Source organism: Acinetobacter sp. MYb191 (assembly GCF_037572605.1).
Classification (GTDB): Bacteria; Pseudomonadota; Gammaproteobacteria; order Pseudomonadales; family Moraxellaceae; genus Acinetobacter; species Acinetobacter johnsonii.
Genome location: NZ_JBBGZP010000009.1, coordinates 21,605 through 44,341, shown reverse-complemented (window position 1 = coordinate 44,341; position 22,737 = coordinate 21,605). Strand labels below are relative to the sequence as shown.

At 42.6% G+C, this 22,737-nt stretch carries 22 protein-coding genes; 8 read left to right on the top strand and 14 right to left on the bottom strand.

The genetic code is table 11. The annotated features are described in order from the left end of the window. Nucleotides 1–2: 2 nt before the first annotated feature. From aroQ to WH214_RS05205, 13 genes are all read right to left on the bottom strand, one after another. A complete protein-coding gene (gene aroQ / locus WH214_RS05265) occupies nucleotides 3–458 on the bottom strand; it encodes a type II 3-dehydroquinate dehydratase (protein WP_010326669.1) in 456 nt (151 codons plus the stop codon). A gap of 1,089 nt (nucleotides 459–1,547) precedes the next feature. Then, nucleotides 1,548–2,324 carry a 3-oxoadipate enol-lactonase gene (gene pcaD / locus WH214_RS05260; protein WP_259233962.1) on the bottom strand — a complete coding sequence of 259 codons (777 nt, stop codon included), beginning with the start codon at nucleotides 2,322–2,324 and terminating at the stop codon, nucleotides 1,548–1,550. A gap of 83 nt (nucleotides 2,325–2,407) precedes the next feature. After that, the gene (gene pcaF / locus WH214_RS05255; RefSeq protein ID WP_339422789.1) at nucleotides 2,408–3,613 is read right to left on the bottom strand and encodes a 3-oxoadipyl-CoA thiolase; all 1,206 of its coding nucleotides are present in this window, start codon (nucleotides 3,611–3,613) and stop codon (nucleotides 2,408–2,410) included. Nucleotides 3,614–3,864: 251 nt separating this feature from the next. Then, nucleotides 3,865–4,515 (bottom strand): 3-oxoacid CoA-transferase subunit B, encoded by a 651-nt coding sequence (locus WH214_RS05250; RefSeq protein WP_339422788.1) that lies wholly within the window; start codon nucleotides 4,513–4,515, stop codon nucleotides 3,865–3,867. A 13-nt stretch (nucleotides 4,516–4,528) separates the two neighbouring features. Then, nucleotides 4,529–5,209, bottom strand: coding sequence for a 3-oxoacid CoA-transferase subunit A (locus WH214_RS05245; protein WP_004693199.1), 681 nt, complete (start codon nucleotides 5,207–5,209; stop codon nucleotides 4,529–4,531). Nucleotides 5,210–5,236: 27 nt separating this feature from the next. After that, nucleotides 5,237–6,469, bottom strand: a complete 1,233-nt coding sequence (gene benE, locus WH214_RS05240; protein WP_339422787.1) for a benzoate/H(+) symporter BenE — start codon at nucleotides 6,467–6,469, stop codon at nucleotides 5,237–5,239. A gap of 53 nt (nucleotides 6,470–6,522) precedes the next feature. After that, complete coding sequence (gene benD / locus WH214_RS05235; protein ID WP_339992979.1) at nucleotides 6,523–7,308, bottom strand: benzoate diol dehydrogenase BenD; 786 nt, start codon at nucleotides 7,306–7,308, stop codon at nucleotides 6,523–6,525. A gap of 15 nt (nucleotides 7,309–7,323) precedes the next feature. Continuing rightward, on the bottom strand, nucleotides 7,324–8,340 hold the full coding sequence (gene benC, locus WH214_RS05230; RefSeq protein WP_339422786.1) for a benzoate 1,2-dioxygenase electron transfer component BenC: 1,017 nt from the start codon (nucleotides 8,338–8,340) through the stop codon (nucleotides 7,324–7,326). 88 nt (nucleotides 8,341–8,428) lie between these two features. Continuing rightward, entirely contained in the window at nucleotides 8,429–8,938 is a 510-nt protein-coding gene (gene benB / locus WH214_RS05225; protein WP_339422785.1) for a benzoate 1,2-dioxygenase small subunit, read from the bottom strand. Then, nucleotides 8,935–10,332 carry a benzoate 1,2-dioxygenase large subunit gene (gene benA / locus WH214_RS05220; protein WP_339422784.1) on the bottom strand — a complete coding sequence of 466 codons (1,398 nt, stop codon included), beginning with the start codon at nucleotides 10,330–10,332 and terminating at the stop codon, nucleotides 8,935–8,937. Before benA ends, benB begins: the two co-directional genes overlap by 4 nt. A gap of 78 nt (nucleotides 10,333–10,410) precedes the next feature. Then, entirely contained in the window at nucleotides 10,411–11,331 is a 921-nt protein-coding gene (gene catA, locus WH214_RS05215; protein ID WP_004693187.1) for a catechol 1,2-dioxygenase, read from the bottom strand. A gap of 146 nt (nucleotides 11,332–11,477) precedes the next feature. After that, nucleotides 11,478–11,768, bottom strand: coding sequence for a muconolactone Delta-isomerase (catC, locus tag WH214_RS05210; RefSeq protein WP_004979726.1), 291 nt, complete (start codon nucleotides 11,766–11,768; stop codon nucleotides 11,478–11,480). 29 nt (nucleotides 11,769–11,797) lie between these two features. Then, nucleotides 11,798–12,907 (bottom strand): muconate/chloromuconate family cycloisomerase, encoded by a 1,110-nt coding sequence (locus WH214_RS05205; RefSeq protein ID WP_339992976.1) that lies wholly within the window; start codon nucleotides 12,905–12,907, stop codon nucleotides 11,798–11,800. 115 nt (nucleotides 12,908–13,022) lie between these two features. On the opposite strand from WH214_RS05205, the gene WH214_RS05200 reads away from it, so the two are divergent. The 4 genes from WH214_RS05200 (at nucleotide 13,023) to WH214_RS05185 (ending at nucleotide 18,268) form a co-directional block, all read left to right on the top strand. Then, complete coding sequence (locus tag WH214_RS05200) at nucleotides 13,023–13,937, top strand: LysR family transcriptional regulator (RefSeq protein WP_005399482.1); 915 nt, start codon at nucleotides 13,023–13,025, stop codon at nucleotides 13,935–13,937. 280 nt (nucleotides 13,938–14,217) lie between these two features. After that, nucleotides 14,218–15,585 (top strand): MFS transporter, encoded by a 1,368-nt coding sequence (locus tag WH214_RS05195; protein ID WP_058869586.1) that lies wholly within the window; start codon nucleotides 14,218–14,220, stop codon nucleotides 15,583–15,585. Between the two features lie 240 nt (nucleotides 15,586–15,825). Next, entirely contained in the window at nucleotides 15,826–17,103 is a 1,278-nt protein-coding gene (locus WH214_RS05190; RefSeq protein WP_339422783.1) for a DcaP family trimeric outer membrane transporter, read from the top strand. A gap of 277 nt (nucleotides 17,104–17,380) precedes the next feature. After that, complete coding sequence (locus WH214_RS05185) at nucleotides 17,381–18,268, top strand: DMT family transporter (protein ID WP_339992973.1); 888 nt, start codon at nucleotides 17,381–17,383, stop codon at nucleotides 18,266–18,268. A gap of 202 nt (nucleotides 18,269–18,470) precedes the next feature. Here the strand turns inward: WH214_RS05185 and WH214_RS05180 are convergent, their stop codons facing one another. Further along, entirely contained in the window at nucleotides 18,471–18,632 is a 162-nt protein-coding gene (locus WH214_RS05180; protein WP_004979714.1) for a hypothetical protein, read from the bottom strand. Nucleotides 18,633–19,012: 380 nt separating this feature from the next. Here WH214_RS05180 and WH214_RS05175 point away from each other — a divergent pair, with 380 nt between their 5' ends. The 4 genes from WH214_RS05175 to WH214_RS05160 all read left to right on the top strand — a co-directional run bounded on the left by WH214_RS05175 (nucleotide 19,013) and on the right by WH214_RS05160 (nucleotide 22,736). Next, nucleotides 19,013–19,849, top strand: a complete 837-nt coding sequence (locus WH214_RS05175) for an SDR family NAD(P)-dependent oxidoreductase (RefSeq protein WP_339422781.1) — start codon at nucleotides 19,013–19,015, stop codon at nucleotides 19,847–19,849. A gap of 130 nt (nucleotides 19,850–19,979) precedes the next feature. Beyond that, nucleotides 19,980–20,882: a cation diffusion facilitator family transporter gene (locus WH214_RS05170; RefSeq protein ID WP_339422780.1), complete on the top strand. Its 903-nt coding sequence runs from the start codon at nucleotides 19,980–19,982 to the stop codon at nucleotides 20,880–20,882. Nucleotides 20,883–20,946: 64 nt separating this feature from the next. Further along, a complete protein-coding gene (locus WH214_RS05165; protein WP_339422779.1) occupies nucleotides 20,947–21,366 on the top strand; it encodes a cation efflux protein, CzcI-like in 420 nt (139 codons plus the stop codon). Between the two features lie 47 nt (nucleotides 21,367–21,413). Beyond that, nucleotides 21,414–22,736: a TolC family protein gene (locus WH214_RS05160; RefSeq protein WP_339422778.1), complete on the top strand. Its 1,323-nt coding sequence runs from the start codon at nucleotides 21,414–21,416 to the stop codon at nucleotides 22,734–22,736. The last annotated feature ends 1 nt before the right edge of the window (nucleotide 22,737 follow it).

Sequence of the window (22,737 nt, the reverse complement as noted above, 5' to 3'; positions counted from 1 at the left end):
AATTATGATTGCGTAGAGGGTTGAATTTTAGTGAGAGCGTAATTGAGCGCAGCGCTATAACCTTGAGCACCTAAGCCACAAATAACACCAACGGCTTTATCTGATAAATATGAATGATGTCTAAACGCTTCGCGCGCATGAACATTTGATAAATGAACTTCAATAAATGGGATGGCTACACCAAGCAGGGCATCACGTAGAGCAACAGAGGTATGCGTGAGTGCAGCAGGGTTAATAATAATAAATTGGACGCCATCCGCTTGGGCTTGATGAATACGGTCAACAATGGCACCTTCCCAATTACTTTGGAAAGTGTCGAGAGAAATTGAAGCATTTTCAGCTTGTGCAATGAGTTGCTGATTGATGTCGTTCAGCGTTAGAGAACCATATACTTCTGGTTCGCGCTTTCCTAGCAAATTTAGATTCGGTCCATGAATAACCAAAATGGTCGAACTCATTTAGCTTGCTCCATTTATAAATTGCAATAAATCTTTGCAAGATGGCTGCAAAGTTTGCGTATTATGGCATAAAGTTCTACATTTTTTTTATAGTTTGTTTGAATTGACGTAGATGCTTAGTGCCAAACTTCGGCAATATAATGTAAATTTTGCAAGGAATTGGCAATGTTAAAAGATTACAAATTTTCGGATTATTACTCTTTTTTACATTGTAAGCCAAATTGACCAAAAGCAGCAGATTTGTTTCCGTTTTATGCCACAGGTACAACTCAAGTCTTGAAAAGAGGGCAACTCAGACTTCTTAGTCGGTAGCTCACGCTACATGAGATCTAGATCATTTCTTATATGGCTAAACTGTATATCAAAATAAAGCTGAAGTTTGATATGGTTTGTATCTGTACATTATCTGATCAATTTATTCTAGCTCTTTTGGTTAGCTTGACGACCATGATCAATTCAGTTGCTAAGCTTTATTGGATCAATTTTGAACTTAAAGAATATCACTTTCATCAATTAAAACATCAACTTGTTACGTTAAAATGTATATGGACGTTTTTGTCTGTTGTTAACATCTATTTAGCTGACGTCATTAACTTTTAGCAAAAAACTGAAAAACTTGAAACAGTAAGAGGAAAGTTCAGGTTTCTAAAGGGGCTTTTCAGCATCCTCCTTGCTGATAAATTTTGCCGTTAAATAAGCAAAAGACTGTAGAAAAATTGCTGAGTAGCAGAATGTATTGAAAAAATATCCTCCTATTGCGTATGGGCATTTGCTGTGCGAGAAAATTTATAAAAGAAAAGAATTGGCTATTTTGCTCATTTTAGCTGTGTAGATTCGGCTTTACATGATGGGATCTAGTGAGTTTAGGATTGGCAATAAGTGAAATTTCGAAGATATGATTTTGCAATCATAATAATTTCAGTTTGTTTTATATACAATTTTTGAGTTTTGATGATTTTAAGAGGAAAAATAAAATGAGCTAAAGCCAGCATATTTTTAATAATGAGTTTTACGTATTCCTATCGCTTTCTTTAGATAGGTACTAAAAAACAGCCCATGTAGGGCTGTTTTGAGTTCAGATCTAGAGCATTAAGCAATAAAGTCTAAGATGGCCTGATTGAAGGCTTTGGGCTGTTCGATATTTGAAATATGAGAGGCATCGATTTCAAATAGGGCACTACTTCGGATGTGATTCACCATGTACTGTGCATCTGAGACTGTTGTTACGGGGTCTTTACGCCCTGCAATCACAAGTAAAGGCACTTGAATACTTTCGAGTTTTTCACGTAAATCCGCTTTAGCCAAAGCTTCACAACAACTCGCATAACCTTCTGGGCTGCCAGCACCTAAGTCGTTTGAAAGCGCTGCTACAGTTGCTGCGTTGCTTTGGATAAAGGGTTCGGTAAACCAACGGCTCGCAGCCGTCGATGCAATGGGTTCTAAACCTTGGGTACGTACTAATGACGCGCGATCATTCCATGCTTGTTCATTGCCAATTTTGGCTGAGGTATTACATACAATGGCACGGTGAAAACGTTCAGGTTTATGAATGACTAACCACTGACCTGTAAGCCCGCCCATTGAGATACCGCAAAAAATGGCTTTCTCAATGTTTAAATGATCCAGTAAATGGATCAGGTCTAGACCAAGTTGTTCAATATCATAAGGCCCTTGAGGCGAAGAAGACTGACCATGCCCGCGAGTGTCATAGCAAATCACAAAATAGTTTTTTTGGAAAAAAGTAATTTGTGGTTTCCACATGTTGAAGTTTGTGCCTAGCGAGTTTGAAAAAACGATCGCGGGATTTTTTGGGTCACCAAAGGTCTGATAGTGAATTTCGGCATTATTTGAAGTAAAACTTGGCATATGCTTTTCCTTAATTCATTAAAAATTTTGAGTGTTTCCACTGTTGTTATCAGCAAAAAGCGTTATGAGCAGAAACACCACGGTTAAACCCGCTGAATAATCATTGCTATGCCTTGACCGACCCCAATACACATTGAACATAGCGCATAGGTTCCACCCGTTTGTTCTAATTGGTTTAAGGCCGTGGTGACTAAACGTGCACCCGATGCACCCAGTGGATGACCAATCGCAATCGCACCACCATTCGGATTCACTTGTGTGGTGTCATCTGCCAGACCTAAATCACGGGTAACGGCCAGTGCTTGTGCAGCAAAGGCTTCATTCAGCTCAATCACATCCATCTGCTCTAATGTCAGATTGGCTTGTTTCAGTAACTTTTTGATGGCAGGTGCAGGTGCAAAGCCCATAATGCGTGGTTCTACACCCACTGCTGTTGAAGCAATGATTTTGGCACGTGGTTTAAGTTGGTACTGCTCAATCGCTGCTTCTGAAGCGATCAGTACAGCAGCCGCACCGTCATTGATACCTGACGCATTCCCCGCAGTAACGGTGCCTTCTGCTGTCACAACTGGCTTAAGTTTGGCTAAACCTTCCAAGGTGGTCGATGCACGTGGATGTTCATCGGTATCGATCACAATCGGATCACCCTTACGCTGTGGAATATTCACAGGGATGATCTCATGTGTAAAAAAGCCTTGAGCTTGCGCGGTTGCGGTGCGCTGTTGACTCGCCAAGGCAAAATGGTCTTGATCTGCACGATCAATATGAAATTGTTGTGCCACGTTCTCCGCGGTTTGCGGCATGGTCTCTACACCATACATCGCTTTCAGCTTAGGATTGATAAAACGCCAGCCCATGGTGGTGTCTTCAATCTTCTGGCTACGCCCATACGCTGATTCTGATTTGCCCATCACAAACGGAGCACGTGACATGCTTTCTACGCCACCTGCAATGATCAGGTTGGCTTCTCCAGCTTTAATTGCACGGGCTGCCATGGCAATCGCATCCAAAGATGAGCCACATAAACGGTTCACAGTTGTAGCAGGCACTTCAATCGGTAAACCTGCAAGCAGTGCCGACATACGTCCAACATTACGGTTGTCTTCTCCCGCTTGGTTGGCACAACCATAGATCACGTCATCAACTTGGGTCCAATCTACACTGGGGTTGCGTTGCATCAAGGCTTGAATTGGCACAGCACCCAAGTCATCGGCACGTACTGGGGCTAAACCTCCAGCATAACGACCAAATGGGGTACGGATGGCATCGATAATATAAGCATTTTTCATTTTTAATCTTGTCCTTTAAAACGGGACTCTGCTGATAGATCAACTGTATCTAGTCACGACGGAGTCTTACCGTGTTCAGTCAAATAGAAGTAGCTCGTTCTTGTCACTTTTTTAAAAAAGTGACCAAAAATTTTGTCATCAACAAAACCTGTTCACTCGCAGCAATTTTCCACTGCTGTTGCAAAAACAATACTTTTAAAGCACTCGACAGGTTGTTGATGACTATAAGCTCTAGCAAATTTTTCTGAAATTTACTGTGTCGCATCCACCAACGGAGCACCCGTCATCGCCTGCAATTCTGCAAAGCTTAAGCCGTCGACTTTTTCAATCACTTTTAAACCCTCTGCAGTGACATCAATCACACACAGGTCGGTGTAAATACGATCCACACATTTCAAACCTGTCGCGGGATAGCTCAGTTCAGCCACGATCTTTGGTTCACCTTGTTTCGTGGTATGGTCAGTGGTGATAAAGACTTTCTTAGCACCAACAGCTAAGTCCATGGCACCACCCACTGCTGGAATTGCATCAGGTGCACCGGTATGCCAATTGGCCAAATCACCATTGGCCGCCACTTGAAAGGCGCCAAGGACTGCAATATCTAAGTGACCACCACGCATCATGGCAAACGAATCCCCATGATGGAAAAAGCTGCCACCTTGTAGCATGGTCACATATTCTTTACCCGCGTTGATCAGTTCTGGGTCTTCTTCACCTGCGGCTGGCGGTGGACCAAAAGCCAATAAACCATTTTCAGAATGTAAGAACACGTCTTTGTCTGACGGGAGGTAGCTGGCAATCTTGGTCGGTAAACCGATCCCAAGATTGACATAGGCACCATCGGGAATATCTTGTGCGACACGTTCTGCAATTTGGTTACGGCTGAGTTTTTGATAGCTCATGATGTTCTCCCGATTACACAGCAACTGGTTCAGGTTGAACCTGTACCACGTGTTGAACAAAAATACCTGCGGTGATGATGTGTTCAGGGTCTAATTCACCCAGTTCCACCACTTCTGAGACTTGCGCAATGGTTACACCTGCGGCCATCGCCATAATCGGGCCAAAGTTACGTGCCGATTTGCGGTAAACCAAGTTACCCCAACGGTCGCCTTGCTGGGCTTTAATCAAAGCAAAGTCGGCTTTGATTGGATATTCCAGTACATAATCTTTACCGTCGATGTGACGGGTTTCTTTGCCTTCAGCCAATAAAGTACCGTAGCCAGTTGGGGTAAACACTGCGCCAAGTCCCATACCTGCGGCTTGAATGCGGCAGGCCAAATTGCCTTGAGGCACCAGTTCCAATTCGATTTTGCCTGCACGATAGAGTTCATCGAAGACCCAAGAATCGGACTGACGCGGGAATGAACAGATGACTTTTTTCACGGCACCCGCTTTCAGCAGCTTGGCTAAACCATAGTCACCATTCCCAGCATTGTTGCTGACGATGGTGAGGTCTTTAATGCCGAGTTGAATTAAGCCATCAATCAGTTCAGCAGGTTGTCCTGCTGTACCAAAACCACCAATCATGATGGTGGAACCATCCTTTATTTGCGAAAGTGCTTCTGTTAAAGAAGCTGAACTTTTATCAATCATAATATTGTCCTAGGCACAACGTACCTATTAACTTTTAGAACTTGGATTGGAGCTTGGTGTTGAAGCTAAAGCTGAAACGTCAGGGCTGCGTTTGGTTAAAATCAGATGCGCAGTTAAACCAATGACGATGCCCCAAAAAACGGAACTTAGACCTAAAAAGTGCATACCTGAAGCTGTAGCTAAAAAAGTAATGAGTGCAGAATCTCGTTGAGATTCATCTTTCATGGCTACAGCGATATTGGTTGAAATTGCACCCAATAAGGCCAAGCCAGCCAAAGCGGCAACAAGCTCTTTTGGCAGCAAGCTGAAGAGCAGAACGATACTGCCTGCAAATAACCCACCTAAAATATAGAAAATGCCGTTAGCAACGCCTGCGATATAACGCTTTTCTTTTAACTCATGCGCATCTTTGCCCATACACAGTGCAGCGGTAATGGACGCCAAAACAATGGTGATACCGCCGACACATGCAACAGCTAAAGACGCAATACTGGTGGTGGTAATAATTGGCTTAGCAGGCATGTCATAACCACTCAGTTTCATGATGGCCATGCCCGGTAAAAACTGTCCCGTCAGACTGACTAAAATCAGAGGCAGGGCAAGGTTCAAGGTGGAGTGCCAAGTCCATTCAGGGCTAATGAACTGAGGAATAGCAAGTTGAACATCTAAACTCACCGCATTCATTTCACCAAGCCCAAAGCTCAAGGCCACACCAGAAAGCAGCACCCAAAGCATGCTATAACGTGGGGAAATTCGTTTTGCGACTAAAAAGACAAACAACATGCTAAATACAATAATCGGCATACTGTTAGTGGCACTAAACAGACCTAAACCAAACTGAAAAAGAATACCTGCCATCATCCCGGCGGCTACCGACTGCGGTATCCATTTCAATAATTTATCGAAGTAACCACTGACCCCAATCAGGAAAATCACCACGGCTGAGGTGATATAAGCGGCTACTGCTTCATTCAGGCTGATATTCGGGAACAGCGTGACCAACAAAGCCGTACCCGGCGCAGACCATGCGGTAATTACAGGGACTTTGAACTTAATGGAAAGGAAGATTCCTGCCACGGCTGCCCCAATAGAAATACCCCAAATCCACGAAATCATCATGGACGGGGAAACCTGAGCTTGTTGCGCAGCCTGAAAGAAGATAATGAGTGGTCCTGAATAGGAAATAAGCACCGCCAAAAATCCTGCGACAGTGGCTGAAATAGACCAATCTTCTTTCAAAGTTTTAAACAGGGTAGCCATTCATTTGCCTCCATGCAGACATGATCCTGTATATAAAGTTTTGTGACGATCAATTAGCCTTGATCGCCACCGCCGACAGGAACAACTGTACCTGTCATATATGACGAATCATCTGAAGCAAGGAATACAATCGCATTCACTTGTTCCTGAATCGTGCCATAACGGTTCATAAAACTACGATCAATGGTTTGATCGACCACTTGTTGCATCCACGACTTTTCATTTTCAGACAGTGGATTTGCATTACGTGGCACTTTACGCGGCGGTGCTTCGGTTCCACCTGTCGCAACTGCATTCACCCGGATCCCATCTTTGGCATGCTCAAAAGCCAGTGATGCAGTAAGGGCATTTACCCCACCTTTGGAAGCCGAGTAGGGCACACGGTTAATACCACGAGTCGCAATAGAAGACACATTTACAATCGTACCTTTCTGATTTTTAATCATTTCAGGTAAAACAGCACGACAACACCACAGCGTTGGGAATAATGAGCGATTCACTTCTTTGATGATTTCTTCTTCAGAAAACTCTTCAAAAGGTTTCATCCAAATTGCACCGCCGACGTTGTTGATGAGCACATCGACACGGCCATAGACTTCAAGTGCCTTGTCTACAACACTTTGAGCACCTGCGAAGGTTTCAAGGTTAGCTTTGACTGTTATTGCATCGCCTTGATGCGCTTCAATTTCTGCTAATGTTTCATCGACATAGTCAGATAAGTCGGCTAAGACAACTTGTGCGCCTTCATCAGCCACTTGGAGTCCAACCCCACGACCAATGCCTTGAGCGGCACCAGTCACAATCACGACTTTGTTTAAAAATCTTTGACGATCAGACATGATAAGTGGCCCCAATCAGTTTGCTGAGAATTTTTCAAACAGGAAGTTTGCAGGCTTTACGCCTTCGCTATCTAACCAACCACGAACAGCATCAACCATAGGGACAGGACCACAAAGGTAGACATCAACATCACCGCCATTGAGCCATTCATTGTCAATGTGCCCAGTCACATAACCTTTACGCTCATGCGCAGAGTCTGGACTTGCAACCACGGTACGGTATTCAAACCATGGAAGTTTAGCTTGGAGGGCATCCAGTTGTTCTAAAGCAACTAAGTCGAAGTCATTGGTAACACCAAACACCAAACGAACAGGGTGTTCAGCCCCTTTTTCTTCTAAAATCTGCAGCATAGACATAAAAGGGGCAATACCTGTACCGCCTGCAAGCATGACAACAGGACGAACCACATTACGCAAATAGAAGCTACCAAATGGGCCTGTAAAAGTCATTTTATCGCCCGCTTTGGCAGTACTACTTAAAAAGCTACTCATTTTGCCATTCGGCACATTACGGACCACAAAGCCCGTTAGACGGTTGCCCGGTTTCGAGCTAAATGAATAGGAACGCGTTTCTGCTGTCTCTGGGATGCCGACGTTGACATATTGACCAGCAAGGAAATGAATATCAGGTTGACCTTCATCAAGTTGAATATCAAAAGTAATGGTCGATTCTGATAAGTTTTCGACAGCGACTAAAGTACCTTGGTACTGGTGAATTTCGGTTTTGCAGACTTCAGATGAAGCTTGAATTTGGAACACGGCATCCGAGCTTGGACGGCATTGGCAAGCTAAAATATAGCCTTGTTCCGCTTCTTCTGGTGTTAACGCATCTTCAATATACGTCTCTTCAGGCATGTCATAACTACCAGATTCGCAAAAAGCGCGGCAAGTCCCACATGCACCATCACGGCAGTCTAGCGGAATGTTAATTTTTTGGCGGTAAGCGGCATCTGATAAAGACTCACCTTGAGTCACTGTAATAAAACGCGTTACGCCATCTTCAAATTGAAGTGCAACATTGTGGTTTGACATGGCTGAATATCCTTTAAAAACTTTAAAACTTGGAACTCTCAGCCAAAACTCCATTTGGCTGAAAGCATACTAAGGATGTGTGGCTAATTTAGAGATGGTAAACATCAATCACTTGGTTGATATAATCGTTTTTCAAGACCACGTATTTACTTAAAATTTGTGGTTTTTCACCTGAAAAATCAATTTCATAACGCGACATACCAAAGTAGCTATAACTGGTTTTGTAGCGGAAGCTCAGCGTATTCCAGTTAAAACGGACGGTAACTTTTTCGCCATCACGCTCAATCACTTCGATATTATTCACATTGTGACAAGTACGTGTATCTGGCATCGTTGCAGAAGAGCGTTCAGTTTTAATACGGAACACACGGTCTTCTAAACCTTGGCGGTCTGGGTAGTAAATCAGGGAAATTTCAGACTGCGGATCTGTCGTCAGGGTATCGTCGTCATCCCATGCAGGCATCCAAAATGATGCTGAAGGGGCATAACATGCAAGCCAATCATCCCATTGTTCATCATCTAAAAAACGCGCTTCTTGATACAGAAACTGACTGACTTGTTCGATACTAACGGTGTTAAGTGTTGTAGGAGCATTCATGCCACTTCTCCTTGTTCATTTGCAGTTTCAACAGCCAGTGCTTTTTCATTGGCAATTGCAATTTTCATCATGTCTAACCAGTGTTGGTGCTGAGCAAGGTAGAGGCCTTCATCTTCAGTTTTGACACCTGAAAGCTTTGGTTTTAGACCAATTTCATTGGCAGCATCATCTGGGCCATGAATCCAATGTTTTGAACCGCGGCACATATCATTCCATTCCAGTTCAATGCCTGCGTAGCCCGCTTGACATGCACGGAATTCTTCTAAATCATCTGGTGTTGCCATACCTGAGGCATTGAAAAAGTCTTCGTACTGGCGAATACGGCGTGTACGAGCTTCCGCGTTTTCACCTACAGGTGCGATACAGTAAATCGTGACTTCAGTTTTATTAACTGAAATTGGGCGAAGTACGCGAATTTGTGAACCGAATTGATCCATCAAATAGACGTTCGGATAAAGACATAAGTTGCGTGAACGCTCAATCATCCACTTCGACATTGCTTCGCCAAATTTTTCAGAGTATTCGTCAGCTTTCGGGAAGTTTGGACGGTCTTCTGGGTTCGCCCATTGTGTCCAAAGCAGCATGTGACCATTGTCAAAACCGTATGAACCACCGCCTTGTTTGCCCCAAGCGCCTGCGCTCATGGCACGGATGTTGTCACCCGCTTGTTTTTCTTTACGTTGTTGAGTGGTCGCTGCATAGTTCCAGTGCACCGCTGAAACGTGATAACCATCTGCGCCATTTTCTGCAGTGAGTTTCCAGTTGCCTTCATAAGTGTAGGTAGACGCGCCACGTAAAACTTCAAGACCTTGCTCAGATTGATCCACAATCATGTCAATGATTTTGCTGGTTTCGCCTAAGTATTCTTCTAAAGAGGGAACATCTGGATTTAAGCTACCGAACAAGAAACCTTTATAGTTGCCAAAACGTGCAACTTTTTTCAGATCATGTGAACCTTCGTGGTTAAAACAGTCTGAATAACCTGCATCTGCTGGATCTTTAACTTTTAAAAGCTTGCCTGAGTTGTTAAATGTCCAACCGTGGAAAGGGCATGTATAGGTTGCTTTATTGCCACGTTTATTACGACAAAGCTGTGCACCACGGTGTGAACAGGCATTGACCATGGCATTCAGTTCACCATTACGGTTACGTGCAATCAGAATCGGCTGACGGCCAATATACGTCGTGTAATAGTCATTGTTATTTGGAATTTGGCTTTCGTGTGCCAAGTAAACCCAGTTACCCTCGAAGATATACTTCATTTCTAGGTCAAAAAGGGCTTGATCAGTAAACACTGAACGATGAAGTTTGAATTCGCCTGTTTCAAAGTTGTCGACAAGTAATTCGTCGATACGATCGAGATGGCTAGTATTAATAACTGGGATACGTGGCATGTCCGTTCTCCGACTTTCCAAAAGTGAGGAAGTCCCCGAAATGCGACTTTGCAGTGGCTATTTCGGTTCCAAGGGTAATTAAGCGCTAGCGCGACGACGTTCAACTTCAGTTGATGGTGCAGCCGCTTGATCTTTCACCAGTTCAACATTGAATTGAATGTGTTTGAATGGACCTGTTAAACCGCGGCGTGCAATTTCAGCTTCATCGGTAATATCGACAGCGGTAGCCACCAAGCCTTCACGTGTTGCAAATGCAAAGTCATCCCACAGGTATTGGTCACCCTCAATGTTAAATTGCGTAGTTAACTTACGGTAGCCTGGTGCAGAGACGAAGTAATGTACATGTGAAGGGCGGTTGCCATGACGACCTAGCTTGTTCAATACAAATTGAGTTGTCCCTTCTGGTGGGCAACCATAACCGACAGGCATCGTGGTGAGAGCAACGTATTTACCATCTTGGTCGCTAATGATTGAACGACGTAGATTGAAGTCTGATTGTGACTTATCGAAGAAAGAGTAGTTGCCTAAGCTATTGGCATGCCACACTTCAACTTTTGCACCTTCAATAATCTGACCATCAGTGTCAGTCACTGTCCCTTCAATAATTAAAGTCGGAATTTTGCCTTCTTCAGAACCATCGTCCATACGTGCAAAACCAACCGATTCAGGTGCGCCAGCCACGTATAAAGGACCTTCGATGGTACGTGGTGTTCCGCCTGTAATGCCTGCTTTGGCATCGGCTTCATCTGCACGTAAGTCAAGATAGTGCTCAAGACCCAGCCCTGCCGCAAGTAAACCGAGTTCGTTGGCTTGGCCTGCATCCGTAAAGTATTCAAGACCTTTCCAAACTTCAGTTTGGCTCAAATCTAAGTCTTCAATCGCTTGGAATAAGTCACCCAATAGGCGAACCACAATTTGTTGAGTACGTGCGTCTACAGAACCTGTTGCTGTATCCACATTCATTGTTTTGACTAATGCATCAATCTGTTGACGATTCATACTATTGCTCCTTAAGTATGTTTGCTGTGTGGTGGCTAGCTTTATTGATTTCTTTAAAAGCTTAGCTGCCACGTTCCTTGTTAATATCCTTCACTGGATCGTAGATTAGATGTCAGTGATTCAGCTGTTTCTATTCGACCATTTAATTAACGATCATCTTCGCGAATAGACGATGGATGTCGGTTTAACGGCATCACTTCAATATTCATATACGGGTACAGGGGTAAACCTTGCAAAATATTGTGTAGCTCTTCATTGTTGTCTACATCAAAAATGCTGATGTTTGAGTACTGACCTGTAATGCGCCAAATATGTCGCCATTTGCCTTGAGCTTGTAGCTCTTGCGAATATGCTTTTTCGACTGCTTTAATTTCACTGGCAGTTTCAGCAGGCATATCCAGTGGAATGTTTACATCCATACGTACGTGAAAAAGCATGTATAACTCCTAAACGGTTAAGACGTCGCTTAAGCGCGGCGCAGCTGATCAATCTTGTTTTCATCCAGTTCAATACCGAGTCCTTTGCCTTGGGGTAAGTGCAAAGCGAAGTCAGTGTATTGAAGTGGGGTTTTTAAAATATCTTGGGTTAACAGCAGTGGACCGAATAACTCGGTGCCATAAGCTAAATTTTCAAAGGTCGAGAACAAATGTGCCGAAGCAATTGTGCCGACTGCACCTTCAAGCATGGTTCCGCCATACAAATCTATGCCTGCTAAGTTGGCAATCTTCGCGACTTCATGACCTTCAATTAGTCCACCAGACTGAGCCACTTTCACTGCAAAAACAGAGGCCGCATTGGTTTTGGCTAAACGGTAAGCTGAGCTTGGTCCCATGAGCGATTCATCCGCCATGATGGCAAGATCAAAACGTCGTGTTAAACGCTGCATCGCATCAATGTTGTCGATCGCACAGGGTTGTTCAATCAGGTCAACGCCACCATTTTGTAGGAGTTGAATACCTTTAATCGCATCTAGCTCAGACCATGCACGATTCACATCGACACGGATGGAAATGTCTGAACCCAGTGCTTGTTTAATCGCAAGAACATGTTCAACATCTTCTTCTACACGGCGTGAACCAATTTTAAGTTTGAAAATATTGTGGCGTCTTGCCTCAATCATTTTTCGGCCTTCAGCAATATCTTTTTCAGTATCACCAGATGCCAACACCCAAAGTACAGGTAAACTGTCACGTAAGCGGCCGCCTAACACTTCAGAAAGGGGTAAATCTAAACGTTGCGCTTGAATGTCGAGTAGAGCCGTTTGAATTGCACATTTGGCAAAACGGTTACCATTAATATTATTTTTCAAAGCACGCATAGTTTGTGCGATGTTTTGAGCTTTAAGGGACTTCAATAAAGGTGCAAAATAAGTTTCAATATTGGTCTTAATGCTTTCTGGACTTTCTTCACCGTAGCCCAGTCCGCCAATTGTTGTCGCTTCACCCCAACCGACAAAGCCATCTTCAGTGCTGATTTTCACCAAGACAAGCGTTTGCGTTTGCATAGTCGCTACCGCCATTTTGTGTGGGCGAATAGTGGGGATTTCGACGAGTAAGGTTTCTATAGATTTATACATCTTAACTCTGCGCAGCCTTGCGTTGTGTACCTGATTTGATATACCTTAAAAGAATAAATATGAACTGTCGAAGATCAAATTAGCATTTTAATATATCTTAAAGGTATAAATAGTCATGGAATTGAGACACCTCCGCTACTATGTAGCTGTTGTAGAAGAGCAGAGTTTTACCAAAGCTGCTGAAAAATTATTCATTGCACAGCCTCCTTTAAGCCGCCAGATACAAAATCTAGAGGCTGAATTGGGGGTGCAATTATTTGAACGTGGCAGCCGTCCACTCAAAACCACGGAAGCAGGACAATTCTTCTATCAACACGCTGTTAAACTTTTGTCTAATGCCGAAGAAGTCAAAGCTATGACTCAGCGTGTAGGTTTGGTTGAAAAAACGGTGACCATGGGCTTTGTGGGATCGTTGTTATATGGGTTGTTGCCTAAAATTGTGTATTTATTTCGCCAACAGCAGCCACATTTAAAAATCGAATTGATCGAAATGAGTACCAAAGACCAAATTCAGGCCTTAAAAGAAGGGCGGATTGATGTTGGTTTTGGACGCTTACGTATTTCAGATCCTGCTGTGCGTCGGGTTTTACTGCGTGAAGAACCGTTGATGTTGGCGGCACATTCGAGTCATCCTTTAACGGCACAAAAACAAGGCGTGTACTTGTCGGACTTGGTCGATCAGAACTTATTTCTTTATCCAAGTCATCCCAAGCCAAACTTTTCTACTCAAGTCCAAGGGCTGTTTTCCGAATATGGGCTGGAACCCAAACACTTAAAAGAAGTCCGTGAAATACAATTGGCACTGGGGTTAGTTGCCGCTGGAGAAGGAATTTGTGTGGTTCCTGAAAGTGCACGAACCATTCAACTCCCTCATTTGAACTATATTCCAATCTTAGATGATGCAGCGACTAGCCCCATTTTTCTAGCCATTCGTTCCATGGATGAAAGTGAGGACATTCGTTCATTATTTGATTGTATTTATCAGGTCTATGACCTTGAAGCAATCAAATATGACCGCGCATTTATCTAAGCTTAGGGATTTAAATTCCACAATACTTTTAACGTCTACATTTTAAAACGAGCCATTTCAGCCATCCTTGGGGATGGCTTTTTTTATAGTCATAATCGCTTGGTTTTGCTTATTTTCTGTCTCTCACTGCAATCATGGCTTATATAAGCTATTTATTTAAAACAATAAAAACCTTAACCGACCTTAAAGGTATAAATATAGAGTTATTCGGTTTTGGACAAGAAAGCTACTTTTGCTGCAATGTGCACAGCAACAAACATTCGCAAGCAGGAGGCTTAAAGTGAATACAAATCCAGTTAACATCAACACGGTGGTCGATGAAGCCAAATTTACGCCCTTTCATTGGAGTGTACTCATTTGGTGTCTACTAATTATTATTTTTGACGGTTACGATTTAGTCATCTATGGCGTGGCATTGCCACTTCTGATGCAAGAGTGGGGACTCAGTGCAGTACAAGCAGGCTTACTTGCAAGTACAGCCTTGTTTGGCATGATGTTCGGTGCGATGAGTTTTGGTACGTTGTCTGACAAATTGGGCCGTAAAAAGACCATTATGATTTGTGTGGCTATTTTTAGTGGCTTCACCTTTCTAGGCGCATTTGCAAGCAATCCTATCGAATTTGGTATTTTACGTTTTCTTGCGGGACTCGGCATTGGTGGGGTGATGCCAAACGTGGTCGCACTCATGACTGAATATGCTCCGAAGCGTATTCGTAGCACACTCGTGGCGGTTATGTTCAGTGGTTATGCCATTGGTGGCATGACCTCAGCTTTGCTGGGTGCATGGTTGGTAACAGACTATGGTTGGAAAATCATGTTCTATATCGCCATCATTCCATTTCTGGCTTTACCGATTCTTTGGAAGTTTTTACCTGAGTCTTTAATGTTCCTGACTAAAAAAGGCGAAACTGAAAAAGTCCGTGAAATTGTGCAAAAAATTGCACCGGAGCAAGCGATTCAGCCAGAAACGACATTTAAGCTTAACGAACCTGTTGCTGGTGATGACGCTCCATTAAAAGCATTGTTCCAACAAGGTCGTACCTTTAGCACCATGATGTTTTGGGTGGCATTCTTTATGTGCCTGCTCATGGTCTATGCACTTGGAAGCTGGTTACCAAAACTGATGATTCAAGCAGGTTATTCGCTTGGTGCAAGTATGATTTTCTTATTTGCTTTAAATATTGGCGGTATGGTGGGAGCGATTGGCGGTGGTGCCCTCGCAGACCGTTTCCACTTAAAACCAGTTTTAACAACCATGTTCACCGTGGGTGCTATTGCACTGATTCTACTTGGTTTCAACAGTCCACAAATGGTGCTGTACGGTTTAATTGCGATTGCAGGTGCAGCGACTATTGGCTCACAAATTCTCCTGTATACATTTGTTGCACAGTTCTATCCAACTGCGGTGCGCTCTACAGGTATGGGCTGGGCTTCAGGCATTGGACGCATTGGTGCAATTGTTGGACCTGTACTGACAGGTGCATTGTTAACTTTTGAGTTGCCACATCAAATGAATTTTCTCGTGATTGCGATACCTGGTGTGATTGCAGCTTTGGCCGTGTTTATGGTCAACTTAAAAGTATCTGTAGATGGTGAAAAAACCAAATCAAAACAAGTGTTTGATGCAGTCAAATCGACAGCCAATTAAATAATACTAAACCCATGAGTCTAGTGCATTAGTAGTAGGCTCATTTCAAAAACTGTATGAACTGTTAAAATCAATTTGCTTTTTATAAGTTGTTTATTAACGCAATTTTTAATGCGATAAAAAGTTTCATTTTAAAGTATTAAAAGAAATGCATTGCGTTAGAAAACAGCGATGAAAAAGAGAGCTAAATATTAAAGAGTAAAAGTCAGGACAGACTTAAATACACAGGACCCGTGTTAAATGAAACAATTTAAGAAGAACGCTTTAGTTGTCACTTTATCGATGTTAAGTAGTGCAGCATTACATGCACAAACCAATACAACGGCAGAGATTGAGCAACTTAGAAATGAAATTAATGCGTTAAAACAAATGCTTCAACAGAATACGCAGCAACAACAGCAGCAAGCTGTTCAATTGAGCGCTGTTGAACGCCAAGTGTTGACGACGCCAAAAACGGTTGAAAAAACGGGTTTAGGTTTGACCAAAGGTGGGGCAGAGTTCAACTTATACGGTAATGTTCGCGCGGACGCATCGTATCAGGCTGAAGGTGGTGCTCGTGATATGCCCTATAACCAAATCAATAGTGTACCTTTAGAAGGAAATGCTGAAAATAGCGATCGTTTAAGATCAACCCTTTCAGCAACGCGATTAGGTTTGGACTTTAAAGCGCCAGTCGCCGATCAGAACTTAAATGCCAAAATTGAGGTCGACTTTTTAGGCGGTGCAAACCTTGATAATTTACGTATTCGTCATGCGTATTTAAACTATGGTAACTGGCTAATTGGTCAAACGTGGTCAAACTTTGCGACTCCAGACTATATCCCTGAAACGATTGATGCTTTGGCTTATGTGGGTGCTTCAATTAAACGTACCCCTCAAGTGCGTTATACCCATAAATTCACGCCAAATACCAACTTAGTCGCGGCAGTGGAAGACCCGAAAGATGCTAGCATGAGCCAACGTATGCCTGCATTTACAGGACGACTGAATCATAAGTTTAATGATGCACTTTCAGTCAGTGGACGTGCAATGGCGCATGAAAAACGCATTCAAAATCAAGAAGAGTGGGCGTATGGCGTAGGTGTTGGTGCCAAATTTGACATCACCCCTGTGACTTCTGTGAAAGCGGACTACTACCATGTCAAAGGTGATAGCAGCTTTGTTTCCTTTACAAACCCTGGTGTAGTTGCAACAGGCACAAGTATTGAACAAAGTGAATTTGACTCAATTACTGTCGGTTTAACACAAAAGTTTAATGACAAATTACGCGGCACATTGGCTTATGGTTATATGACTTTTGATAAAAATCAGGACTACCTTGATGCTGTAGCTGATGATACCAAAATCAATAAAAACTTATGGCAAGCATGGGGTAATTTATTCTATAGCCCAGTTCAGCCTGTTAGCCTTGGCGTCGAGTATGTTTACGGTGAGCGTGAAGCATTTGTACCTGCGGCAAATGGTAGTAAGAAAGGTGAAGACAATCGTGTGAACTTGGTTGCGATTTATAACTTCTAATACTTGGAATGATAATCCGTTTTCACTTTGATCTGTATAGATCAAAGTGAAATTTCACATAGAAGCCGAAGGATAACTCCTTCGGTTTTTTATGCTTTGTTGTTTAATTTATCCCATACTCAGTTTTGAGGAGATGTTGCACATGTAATGCAATAGTCGAAGTTTCATCAGAACTTAAGTTATTTGTCACATAAGAATAAGTCATGAAAATAAAGCACATGTGTTGCCATCAACGAGTTACATTAGGTTAGGTAAGTAACTGTATATAGAGTACTTGATGACAATAACATGGATTCTTTTTACGCTTATGGCCGCTTTTATGCAGGCTTGGCGCAACGCTTTTCAAAAGCAACTCAGTACCACTGTAGATGTTTATGGCGTTACTCTAGCGCGGTTCATCTTTGCTTTACCTCTAGCACTGCTTTACATCAGTTGTCTTTACCATTTCCAACCTGTGACAGATTCCGTCCATTTTAATCTCCGTTTTGCTATCTATGTGCTTATTGCGGCGTTGAGCCAAATTGCAGCAACAGCCTTGATGGTTCAGCTTTTTAAGCAAAAAAATTATGCGATTGGAGTGGGTCTTGCTAAAAGTGAGGCAGTACTTGCCGCGATTATCGCCGTGGTCTTTTTATACGATCATTTAAGCCTTTTAGGCTGGTTTGGGGTTGCTGTCGGAGGTTTTGCAGTTTTTTTAATGTCCAAAGGGCGGGACTTTTCTGATTTTTCCGTACAAACCTTATGTATAGGTATCGGTAGTGGTTTATGTTTTGCCATTACCTCGCTCTTGGTACGTGAGGCCAGTTTAGAACTAGATAATTTACCGTTTATTCACCGTGCAGCTTGGGTGCTCTTAATGGTGATTGGAACACAGTGCTTTTTACTTTTAATGTATTTAGGTATATTTCGCCGTGCAACGTTATGGGCTATGTGGCAGCGTATTGGACTTACATTTCGTGTCAGCTTATGTAGTTTTTTGGCGTCACTGGGTTGGTTTAGTGCCATGAGTATACAGTCCGTGCCCATTGTAAAAACCCTGGGGCAGGTTGAGATTATTTTTAGTATGTTGATTTCAGCCTACTTCTTTAAAGAAAAGCTGGCACGTGCTGAACATCTCGGTATTGTATTGGTGGTGGTTGCTGCATTTTTAGTGATTTGGGCTTGAAATCTGATCTTTACACAGCCCCTGTCATTCATTTGTAATGACATTAACCATTCAAAATGTAATGTAACTGCCGTTTTACTAGTCTTCAACTCAAAAAAATAGAGATTAAACCCATGTCTAGGTTTAATCTCCAAAGTGTGTTTTCTCGTGGAGTTTAATTTTTAGGCCGAATTTAGATGTTGATGTAGCAAGCTTCAGATTTTTACTGAAGAAGGTAGTTTTGATCTGCACCGACAAAGAAAATCACACCTATACAAAAAAGCCCACAGTAAATCGCAAACCAGATAATCATGTTTTTAAAAGCTTTATCTGAAATTGAACTATCTGCATATTTTGCTGGTTTTTTTGAGTCTAGATCTTTCATGGTTACTGCACTCAACTGAGGTGATGAGTACATTATGCAAAGCAAACGACTGATGAAACAGATACAAAAACAAGATTAAAAAAATATAACAGATGAAGCAGAATTTCTCAGGGCTGTTATAGTCTAAAGCCTGTGTGACACACTATGTAGATATCAGTAACTTGTTTTCAGAGTCCTATCACTTGAAAATACAAGAAAATTAAAAATGATCTTTAAAATACCACTCATGAATTTTATGCATACTGAATCATTAGAAATGATCATTTCATTCATGACTGTAATTTTTGTACATTAACTAAAATAGCACCTTGTCTGCGTAGACTAGAGCACTTGAACCATCAGCATGACGTTTAAGTTTAAAACGAGATTGAGAGAGCATTATGAGAAATTTTGAAAATAAAGTGGCTGCGATCACAGGCGCAGGTTCAGGCATTGGTCAGCAGTTGGCGATTCAACTGGCAAAGCAAGGTACACATTTAGCGCTTAGTGATGTCAATGAACAAGGTTTGGCGGAAACCTTAAACCACGTCAAAGATTATCCTGTTTCAGTCACGCTCACAAAACTAGATGTTTCAGACCGTAAGGCTGTAGAGGATTGGGCAAAGCAGAGTGAGCAGGATTTCGGACAGGTCAATTTAGTTTTTAACAATGCGGGGGTCGCGTTAGCGAGTACTGTTGAAGGCCTGAGCTATGAAGATGCCGAGTGGATTTTCAACATCAACTTTTGGGGTGTGGTGTATGGAACCAAAGCTTTTTTACCCTACTTAAAACAAAGTGGCTGTGGGCATATTGTGAATATTTCAAGTTTATTTGGGCTCACTGCTCAACCTACTCAGAGTGCCTATAATGCGACAAAGTTTGCTGTCCGTGGTTTTACCGAGGCACTACGTCAAGAGTTAGATTTGCAAGACTGTGGCGTCAGTGCAACTTGTGTTCATCCGGGTGGGATACGTACCAATATCGCCAATAGTGCACGAATGAGTGACAGTATTCGTGCATTGGGTATGAACCCTGAGCGTGCCAGCCGTTCTTTCAATAAAATGCTTAAAACTCCGCCAGATGTCGCAGCGCAAGTCATTTTAAAGGCTGTGAAAAAAGATGAGCGCCGTGTCTTAATTGGAACAGATGCCAAAATTATCGATCTCGTACAGCGTATTACACCAACAGGCTATACACAGGCCATGAAGTTTTTGACAGGTAACAAACGCCGTAAATAAAGACGTATTCACATGAAAGATGATTTTATTGTTTTAACCGAGTATGCTAAATCGAGTAATTTTTAAATTAAAAAAAGCTTCGATTTCAATGCTGAAGCATTCCGTTAAATAGAATGATAAGGAGTCCTACATGAGTGGTTCTCATAACCATGATCACAGCCATGTTGAAGTGACTGCAAAAAATGCCAAAAAATTAACCATTGCACTTGCTCTGACGTTTACCTTCTTAATTGTAGAAGTGGTTGCAGGATTTATCACGCAAAGTTTGGCTTTATTGTCCGATGCAGCACATATGTTTACCGATGCCGCTGCTTTAGCGATTGCTTTAGCAGCCATCAAAATTGGGCAAAAACCTGCCGATGATAAACGTACTTTTGGCTATCAACGGTTTGAAATCTTGGCAGCTTTGTTTAATGCCATGATGTTGTTTGTGGTAGCCATTTACATTTTATATGAAGCCTATCAGCGTTTTAGTCAGCCGCCCGAAATTCAAAGCTTAGGCATGTTGGTTGTTGCGGCTTTGGGTTTAATCATTAACCTAATTTCAATGAAGATTTTGGTGTCGAGCAGCCAAGACAGCTTAAATGTGAAAGGAGCTTATCTTGAGGTGCTCAGTGATGCCTTGGGTTCTGTGGGCGTGATCATTGGCGCACTCGTGATTTATTTCACAGGTTGGATGTGGGTAGATACCGTTATTGCGGTGTTGATCGGCTTTTGGGTCTTACCTCGAACTTGGGTGCTACTGAAACAAAGTATCAATATTTTGCTTGAAGGTGTACCAAGTGAAATTGATATCGAATCTTTACGCAATGACTTGCTGGCTTTAGAGGGTGTACAAGGCATTCACCAGCTTAAAGTTTGGGCCATTACCTCTAAAAATGTGCATTTAACAGCGCATTTGATTGCACCCGATGTAGACCAGAGAGCGTTATACCACCAAGCTGTGGAGTTATTGGGGCATGAGCATGGGATTACGCAAGTGACTTTACAGATTGAAGAAGATGAATGCCATCCACATGAACATAGTCATTAAAAAGACTTGACCTTAGACTTAGTCTAGGCTTTACAATAGCGTCACTTTATTTCAGTACGACATTATGCGTTCTACCACATGGATTAGCGTCTTAGTTGCTTTATTCATGTTCCAAAGTCTTTGGAACGTGGCGGCAGCTTTTTGCGTCCATGAAGAACAAAAAGCTCAAGTCGTGACACAACAAAGTTTTCATTTTGGCCATCATCAAACCACCTTGTGTGTGTCTAATGATAAGGCACACCAGGAAAGCAGTGTTGATGACCATACTCAAACGGCAAATGATCAGTTTGAATTGGGTGAAGAACATCAAGATCACTTGCCCTCAATGGCACATTTGATTGTTCCGAAAGAAAAAAATTATCAACTGCCACTCGCGCTTGAAGTTCGAGAGCGCCCGCAGTTTTTTTGGCAAAATGCCTATCAAGCCCCTGATTTATTGGGGCAACATCCTCCTCCTGAACATGCCCCGCTAATGGTGGGGTAGCCTAAAACATTTCCCACCACTTCTTCTAAAAATTAGTGGGAAAAAGCATGTCGAATCAATTTAAGGCGTTTATACGTCAAGCCCTTGCTGTGGGTATAACAACAGCTGCGATGCAATGGAGTTTTGCCGAACCGATCAAGACTTTGGATGAGGCTTTGGCAAAAGTAGAGCTTTATCAAAACCAAAGTGACATTAGGCAACAGCGTCAAAGCATTACAGAGCTGAACATCAAAAACAGTGGTCTATGGCAAAATCCTAGCTTAAATATCAATCAAGATGGTTTTGGTTCAGATACTGATCGTGAGCTCAGTATTGCCATTAGTCAGCCCTTAGATGTTTTTGGACAGCGTAAGCTCAATCAAAAACTCGCAGAAACAGCGCACCAACAAGGACAGTTACAGCAACAACTGTGGACAGCACAAAGCCAATTGGTAGTGAAATTTGCATGGTCTCAGTTGGCTTTGGCACAAGTTGAAAAATCGCTGTACGCAGCACAACTCAAAGTTAGTCAAAACAATTTAGACAGTGCCAAAAAACGTTATCAGGCGGGCAGTATTGCTTTGGTTGACTATGAACGTACGCAAATCGAAAGTTTGGATATGCAGCGCTTATACCAACAAGCAGTACTGGCAGAACAAGTAGCACAGCGTCAACTCTCAAACCTTTGGGGCGAAACCAAAGCCGATATTCAACTCAATGCGACCTCAATGCCATGGCCAGATCAAAGCGATGCCACAGTACAGCGCTATATAGCTGAAGGTTGGTTGGAAAAGCTGTATGCACTGAACATTCAACAGTCCAATTTAAACATTGAAAGTTTAAAAGTGCAGGCACGTCCCAATCCGACCTTAAATGTCGGCATGAAACGGAGCCAAGCACCGAATGAAAATATCGATACCACATTAGGTGTCGGCGTGGATATTCCACTGAATATTTTTAACCGTCAGCAATACAACATTCCGATGGCCCAGCACCAGCAAAGCTTGTTGAGTCAGCAACAACAGCGCGAGTTAAAACAGCAGATTTTAGATATCGCCAATGCCATGCATGAGCTCAAAGGACTAAAACAGCAGTTCAGTTCGATGAGCCAACAAACCACTTTGGCAGAACAAGTTCAAGTGCGTACGTTGCAAGGTTTTAAAGCGGGGAAGCTGTCCATTACCGACCTCCAACAAGCTAACTCACAACTGCAAAGCATACGCCTTGGGCAGTTGCAGTTATTACGTCAAGCTTGGCAGACTGCATTGAGCGCAGAAGCACTCAGCCTAGGTACTAGCTACGAACAGATCAGTAGTTCAGATGCTTATAGCCAAATCAGTAAAAATTCAATCGCACAAATACAAGACCTCATCCTTGGCGGAGCACAATAAT

Excerpts from the sequence above, each read along its gene's own strand:
- aroQ (WP_010326669.1), bottom strand. The coding sequence starts at position 458 with ATGAGTTCGACCATTTTGGTTATTCATGGACCGAATCTAAATTTGCTA.
- pcaD (WP_259233962.1), bottom strand. The coding sequence starts at position 2,324 with ATGCCAAGTTTTACTTCAAATAATGCCGAAATTCACTATCAGACCTTT.
- pcaF (WP_339422789.1), bottom strand. The coding sequence starts at position 3,613 with ATGAAAAATGCTTATATTATCGATGCCATCCGTACCCCATTTGGTCGT.
- WH214_RS05250 (WP_339422788.1), bottom strand. The coding sequence starts at position 4,515 with ATGAGCTATCAAAAACTCAGCCGTAACCAAATTGCAGAACGTGTCGCA.
- WH214_RS05245 (WP_004693199.1), bottom strand. The coding sequence starts at position 5,209 with ATGATTGATAAAAGTTCAGCTTCTTTAACAGAAGCACTTTCGCAAATA.
- benE (WP_339422787.1), bottom strand. The coding sequence starts at position 6,469 with ATGGCTACCCTGTTTAAAACTTTGAAAGAAGATTGGTCTATTTCAGCC.
- benD (WP_339992979.1), bottom strand. The coding sequence starts at position 7,308 with ATGTCTGATCGTCAAAGATTTTTAAACAAAGTCGTGATTGTGACTGGT.
- benC (WP_339422786.1), bottom strand. The coding sequence starts at position 8,340 with ATGTCAAACCACAATGTTGCACTTCAATTTGAAGATGGCGTAACGCGT.
- benB (WP_339422785.1), bottom strand. The coding sequence starts at position 8,938 with ATGAATGCTCCTACAACACTTAACACCGTTAGTATCGAACAAGTCAGT.
- benA (WP_339422784.1), bottom strand. The coding sequence starts at position 10,332 with ATGCCACGTATCCCAGTTATTAATACTAGCCATCTCGATCGTATCGAC.
- catA (WP_004693187.1), bottom strand. The coding sequence starts at position 11,331 with ATGAATCGTCAACAGATTGATGCATTAGTCAAAACAATGAATGTGGAT.
- catC (WP_004979726.1), bottom strand. The coding sequence starts at position 11,768 with ATGCTTTTTCACGTACGTATGGATGTAAACATTCCACTGGATATGCCT.
- WH214_RS05205 (WP_339992976.1), bottom strand. The coding sequence starts at position 12,907 with ATGTATAAATCTATAGAAACCTTACTCGTCGAAATCCCCACTATTCGC.
- WH214_RS05200 (WP_005399482.1), top strand. The coding sequence starts at position 13,023 with ATGGAATTGAGACACCTCCGCTACTATGTAGCTGTTGTAGAAGAGCAG.
- WH214_RS05190 (WP_339422783.1), top strand. The coding sequence starts at position 15,826 with ATGAAACAATTTAAGAAGAACGCTTTAGTTGTCACTTTATCGATGTTA.
- WH214_RS05185 (WP_339992973.1), top strand. The coding sequence starts at position 17,381 with ATGACAATAACATGGATTCTTTTTACGCTTATGGCCGCTTTTATGCAG.
- WH214_RS05180 (WP_004979714.1), bottom strand. The coding sequence starts at position 18,632 with ATGAAAGATCTAGACTCAAAAAAACCAGCAAAATATGCAGATAGTTCA.
- WH214_RS05175 (WP_339422781.1), top strand. The coding sequence starts at position 19,013 with ATGAGAAATTTTGAAAATAAAGTGGCTGCGATCACAGGCGCAGGTTCA.
- WH214_RS05170 (WP_339422780.1), top strand. The coding sequence starts at position 19,980 with ATGAGTGGTTCTCATAACCATGATCACAGCCATGTTGAAGTGACTGCA.
- WH214_RS05165 (WP_339422779.1), top strand. The coding sequence starts at position 20,947 with ATGCGTTCTACCACATGGATTAGCGTCTTAGTTGCTTTATTCATGTTC.
- WH214_RS05160 (WP_339422778.1), top strand. The coding sequence starts at position 21,414 with ATGTCGAATCAATTTAAGGCGTTTATACGTCAAGCCCTTGCTGTGGGT.